This window comes from Pontibacter rugosus (assembly GCF_042678745.1).
In the GTDB taxonomy this organism is placed as follows: domain Bacteria; phylum Bacteroidota; class Bacteroidia; order Cytophagales; family Hymenobacteraceae; genus Pontibacter; species Pontibacter rugosus.
On record NZ_JBHTLD010000275.1, the window covers coordinates 1 to 5,377 of the forward strand.

Genomic DNA, 5,377 nt, shown 5'->3' on the forward strand with positions numbered 1-5,377 from the left:
ACTGTGGAAATAGAGAAACTACGGCAGGAACTGCAAACAGCCAGTAAAGGCTTATTGATGCTGAGTGAAACAGATGCACCCTTTGAGTTCTTTTACCACCAGCCAATTAGTAATGAACAGTTTAATCCAGATACGGTGGCTTTATGGGATGGTCAGGAGTCAGAAACCCCTGTAGAAACTTTGCCAATAGATAAATTTTTGTTTCGTATGCAGCATCCTCCTTCAGGCGCTGATGCACAAGCAAGAGCCTTGGCAGAACAGTTTAAGCTGCTACAGGATAAGCTGCAGGAGTTGCTTCAGGAGCCGAAGGCTTATAAAATTGGACAGGTAAATATGCCTGTATACTTGATAGGCCGTACGGAAAGTGGTGCTTATGCTGGTTTAAAAACTGTAGTTGTAGAGACATGAAAAAGCCGCTGCTATAGTATAGCAGCGGCTTTTTTACTGAATTTTATCCTACTTTGTCGGTCCTGTGTCTTTTCTGGATTCAATTACACTTTGTACGGATGCAGCTACATTAGACAGTAAATCATAACCCATCTTGGCCTCAATAGCATCTACAGTGGTGCGGTAAGTGCCCCAATCGGTGTTGATGGTGTTAGAGTTAGGCGTATCAATAGCTATAACACGGGTATTGGTATTTACGCGAGCAGCATCTCCTGTTCCTACAGGCAGCACAACCACTACTTTCCAAACTCTGTTTGGCACAGTAACCTTGCCATTCGCAAGTGTAGTCTTGTATCCGTTGGTGCCATCTCCGCCAGTACCATAGCTGCCCATTATTACATATAACTCATTACCTTGGTTAACCAACGTACGGCAGTAATTCTCTAAACCTGCCCACGTTTTCTGGTTATTGTTAGGGGCTTGTGGTATCATGTTAGACATCAGGAAAGTTGCCGAGTTGTCGGCGGTGCTGCCAGTGCGGTCGGCAGATGGGCAGTTGTGTCCCCGGTCGAATCCGCCGCCGGTATAGTCACTTGTCTGCACCCGATAAAAGCTGGCAGGAAGCGATTGATCTGCCCTAAAGTCGTCTTGACGTGAGGCGCTGCCCAACCAGGCGCTGCTCAGGTGCCAGCTTACCCAATTTGGAGTGCCGCGGTAAGAATTGTAAGATAAGGCGTACTGAGATTTTTGTACAAGGTAATTAGAGTAACTGGTACCTGCCCCGCTAGGATTTCCCAATGCCAGGTGCCCATCACGGGTGGCAGAGGCTGCTTCTGTTTGGCTTACGGTTTTTTGTGCTATATCCGGGCTTACTTCGTCCTTTGTACAGGATACAAGCATCCACCCCATCAGCGAGAGGTAAGCGAATTTTCTTAAATTTTTTAGCATAGACATATAGTGTTTTTCGGTGCGTAAATATGCCTGATGTTTTCTTAAACAGCGTTACCGTAATTTTAAATTTTTCAATTTAATATAATTGATTTACCCTTTAATTATAGATAGGCTTCTGGAAAATAGACTAAAGCAACGAAGGAGGCGCCAGTTGAGCAATAGAATAAAACTCAAAATATTCAAGTATGGCTCTTGAAGCCAGTCGGGTAATATAGTTAAACCTAAGTTAGAAACTTGCACCAGCACTGCCTCTGCCTTATTTGATAACTTATAAGTAGACTTCACTGCTAATAATGATCCTGCAAAAGCTTTTGTGTAGCAATAATACCGCTAAGGCAAACGCCCACTATACCTTGGCCAGGATAAACGGTATCACCACACAGGTAAGCACCATGGTGATCTAACCTGGCATCCTTCATTTGCCATGGTTTTATTTTTTTGTATTGAGGATACCCTCCCACTGCACCAAATGCTCGTTTTGTCCAGAAGATCCAACCTCCGGGAGTTGCCGATTCTACAGATACTATATTATGAGGTTGTATTAATTTATGTTGTACTAAAACAGAAATAATAGCCTGCTCCAGCTTCTCTTTATCCTGTATGATGTGCTGAGATGGGTGCCGCACATGTGTGCTGATATTGGCTACTACTTTATTGTCAGGTGCTCGTAATTTGTCTTCTGGATGGCTGAAACTGATAAAAATACTTTTACTATCAATAAAGGGCAAACCTTCCGGTATATGCAGCTGGTGGTGCAATACCTGAGGCGAATCAATATTTTTTAAAACAAGTGCCATTGTGAAGGCGCCGTTTAATTTTTCAGGAGGCAAAACAAATTTTTGTAACCGCTGCCTGAGCTGCCCATCCTGGTATAGTTCCAGCGTGTTGTTCAGCGGTATGCCAGAAATTAAATACTTACTACTGAAGCTGGCCCTCTTTGTTTTTATCAAATACCCTTGCTTTTGTCTTACAATTTTTAGTACCTCATGGCCATACTTTACTGCTGATCCCCTGCTGGTAACATACTGCACTACCGGCATTACCAGGTTTATCAAGCCACCTGGTACACAATAATTGCCATACAGCGTGTAACAAAGTGCCGTCGCTCCGAATAGTTCATTTACCTCCTCCAGGTGGTTCTGCGCTGTAATTAGCAGCTGCTCATTTACAAAATCAACAAACAACTTGTTTTGCAGCAGGTCATATTTGCGCAATACGTCTTCCATTGTTCTGAAAGCCTTAGGTAGCAGCTGTAACTGCCTGGGTTTTGCCCGTAAGCCAGATACTAGCAGGTCTTTAAAAGTAGAGAAAGGAAAACTTTTCTGCTCCAGCGATGTGCGCCATACTTGCTGGCTTACCTTATAGCACTGCTCCCAGAAAGGACGTTGGTTATACTTGCCGAAAACCCGTTCCGCTTCAGAAATCCACTGCTCCAGTTTATTGAATCGGGTAAGCACCTGCCCGTCCGACAAGTGCACCTGCATGGGTATTTCCAGCTTCCTTACCGGCAGGGACACCTTTATCTGCTCTAGCAAATACTTTAGCGGCATGTGCTCATCAAGCCCTACCAAGGTAGTTGCACCTGTCTCAAACCAATAGCCTTTGCGCTTGTAGGAGGAGGAGCAACCTCCCGGATACTTAGCCTGTTCTAGCACGCACACACTTAGCCCTTGCTTCGTAAGAAGGGCAGCAGCTGTCAGTGAGCCAAATCCAGATCCGATTATAACAACATCGTAGGTCATTTATACTTAAATTGTGGCTATACTTGCATGGCATTTTGCTTTTTTTAAACCGAAGCAGGTGCTTTTTGTTATGGCAGCAAATATCAATTTATGGAAGAAAAAGGTATTGTAAGTATCATGGGCTGCGGGTGGTTGGGACTTCCGCTGGCAGAGCAGCTTGTAAAGCAAGGATACACCGTAAAAGGGTCTACCACTACAGCGGCAAAACAAGCTTTACTCGAAGAAAAGAATATACAACCCTACCTGCTGAATCTTGCTGATGAGCAAGTGGACGAAGAACAGTTACAGGATTTTTTGGAAGCCGATCTCCTCCTGCTGAATATCCCTCCTCACCTGCGCTCTGACGGTGGCGAAAGCTATCTGAAACAGATGAACCTGCTGCTAAAAGCGCTGCTCCAATCTCCCGTCTCTCGCTTGCTTTTTGTTTCCTCCACCTCTGTTTACCTGGACCTGAACCGCGTAGTAACAGAAGAAGACATAACTTTTACAGAAGAGCAGCAGCCAGACCATACGCTGCTAAAGGCTGAACGCATGTTTCAAAGGCGCGAAGATTGGCTGACGACTATTGTGCGCTTTGCTGGTTTGGTAGGTGGCGATAGGCAGCCTGGGCGTTTCCTTGCGGGCAAAAAAAATGTGCCAAATGGCGATGCACCTGTTAACCTGATTCATCTGGATGATTGTGTAGCTATACTACAGCGCATTGTGGAGCAGGGTAAATGGGGTAAGGTATACCACGCGAGTGCAGACGGACACCCCTTACGTAGAGATTTTTACCATGCAGCTGCACTTGCCTTGGGTCTTGCTCCTCCTGAGTTTGACGTAATGCAGGAAACCAGCTTTAAGTTAATCAACAGTCAGAAACTTAAAGAAGAACTCGCTTATGTATTTCTGCACCCGGAGCCTATGGCATTCTTTTCGTAACTTTACAGGACAAAGGAGTAGAATAACATCCCATCAGAAGCTAACTAGTTAAGGCAAGAATTTTCTACACCTCTACTCATACTTATATACTTTACATGCGAATAGTAGTAATTGGCGGTGGTGCGGCAGGTTTTTTTGGAGCTATAACATGTGCAGAGGCAAACCCGGCAGCGAAGGTCGTTCTACTCGAAAAAACAGGCAAACTGCTTTCGAAGGTGCGTGTTTCCGGAGGAGGGCGCTGTAATGTTACCCATAATTGTTTAGTACCTACAGTTTTTTCGCAGTACTACCCACGTGGCTCTAAACAGTTAAAAGAAGCTTTCAAAGTCTTTGGAGCACAAGAGACAATAGCATGGTTCCAAAAGCGTGGGGTGCAGCTCAAAGCAGAGGCAGACGGACGTATGTTTCCTTCCACTAACTCATCTGAAACAATAGTAAACTGCCTGATGCAGGAGGCCCATGGTGTGGGTGTTCAGATTAAAACCGGAGCAGGAGTAGAAAGTATAGAGCCTCGTACGGAGGAGAATTTCTCATACTTTAAGCTACAGCTAACTGATGGTACAAGTATAAAAGCTGATAAGGTACTGGTATGTACAGGGGGAAGCCCTAAAAGCCAGAGTTACGGTTGGCTACAAAAGCTGGGGCATAAAATAAAGGAGCCTGTTCCGTCTTTATTTACGTTCAATGTTCCCTCCTCACCGCTAAAAGACCTGCTAGGAATATCTGTACCGAAGGCGCGCGTACGTATTGCAGGCCAAAAATTGGAGTATGAAGGCCCTTTGCTGATTACTCATTGGGGATATTCTGGACCGGCCGTTTTGAAGCTCTCTGCCTGGGGAGCTCGCTACTTTTATGAGCAGAAGTATAACTTCACCGCTTTGATTACCTGGATACCAGACTTCACGGAAGAGAGCCTGCGTGAGCACTTGCAGCAGTATCGCCAGTCGCACCCGAAGAAAACAGTTGCTACCAATCCTCTTTTCGATTTGCCGCAGCGCCTATGGCGTGGCCTTACGCTTATTGCCGAAATTCCTGCAGAAGTGAAATGGGCTGAGATGCCGGGTAAAAACACAAACAAATTAATAGAGGCGCTGTTGCGACTGCCTGTTGAGGTGAACGGTAAAACTACTTTCAAAGAAGAGTTTGTTACCTGTGGCGGAATTGAACTAAGTGATGTGAACATGAAGACAATGGAAAGCCGTCTGGTACCGAATCTGTACTTTGCCGGTGAGGTACTGGACGTAGATGGCATCACAGGAGGATTCAACTTTCAGGCAGCCTGGACAACCGGCTATTTGGCTGGTATGAACATGGCTATAAAACAGCAATGACACCACTCTGGGGATACTTCGGTAACAAATTATAATCTATAGCAG

At 45.2% G+C, this 5,377-nt stretch carries 5 protein-coding genes; 3 read left to right on the top strand and 2 right to left on the bottom strand.

Annotated features, from left to right (window positions below; translation table 11 throughout):
- Positions 1-408, top strand: a 408-nt coding sequence (locus tag ACFQ2O_RS19650) for a nuclease A inhibitor family protein (RefSeq protein WP_377532044.1), incomplete at its 5' end; no start/stop codon positions are given.
- Between the two features lie 48 nt (positions 409-456).
- Here the strand turns inward: ACFQ2O_RS19650 and ACFQ2O_RS19655 are convergent.
- Together ACFQ2O_RS19655 and ACFQ2O_RS19660 are read right to left on the bottom strand one after the other, a co-directional pair.
- Positions 457-1,335, bottom strand: coding sequence for a DNA/RNA non-specific endonuclease (locus ACFQ2O_RS19655; RefSeq protein ID WP_377532046.1), 879 nt, complete (start codon positions 1,333-1,335; stop codon positions 457-459).
- A 290-nt stretch (positions 1,336-1,625) separates the two neighbouring features.
- Complete coding sequence (locus tag ACFQ2O_RS19660) at positions 1,626-3,080, bottom strand: phytoene desaturase family protein (RefSeq protein ID WP_377532049.1); 1,455 nt, start codon at positions 3,078-3,080, stop codon at positions 1,626-1,628.
- A gap of 90 nt (positions 3,081-3,170) precedes the next feature.
- On the opposite strand from ACFQ2O_RS19660, the gene ACFQ2O_RS19665 reads away from it, so the two are divergent.
- Both ACFQ2O_RS19665 and ACFQ2O_RS19670 read left to right on the top strand, forming a co-directional pair.
- Positions 3,171-4,001 (top strand): SDR family NAD(P)-dependent oxidoreductase, encoded by an 831-nt coding sequence (locus ACFQ2O_RS19665; RefSeq protein ID WP_377532052.1) that lies wholly within the window; start codon positions 3,171-3,173, stop codon positions 3,999-4,001.
- A 95-nt stretch (positions 4,002-4,096) separates the two neighbouring features.
- The gene (locus ACFQ2O_RS19670) at positions 4,097-5,332 is read left to right on the top strand and encodes a BaiN/RdsA family NAD(P)/FAD-dependent oxidoreductase (protein WP_377532055.1); all 1,236 of its coding nucleotides are present in this window, start codon (positions 4,097-4,099) and stop codon (positions 5,330-5,332) included.
- Positions 5,333-5,377: the final 45 nt, after the last annotated feature.

Bases quoted from the DNA above. Each gene is read 5' to 3' on its own strand.
- ACFQ2O_RS19660 (WP_377532049.1), bottom strand. From the start codon at position 3,080: ATGACCTACGATGTTGTTATAATCGGATCTGGATTTGGCTCACTGACA.
- ACFQ2O_RS19670 (WP_377532055.1), top strand. From the start codon at position 4,097: ATGCGAATAGTAGTAATTGGCGGTGGTGCGGCAGGTTTTTTTGGAGCT.
- ACFQ2O_RS19665 (WP_377532052.1), top strand. From the start codon at position 3,171: ATGGAAGAAAAAGGTATTGTAAGTATCATGGGCTGCGGGTGGTTGGGA.
- ACFQ2O_RS19655 (WP_377532046.1), bottom strand. From the start codon at position 1,335: ATGCTAAAAAATTTAAGAAAATTCGCTTACCTCTCGCTGATGGGGTGG.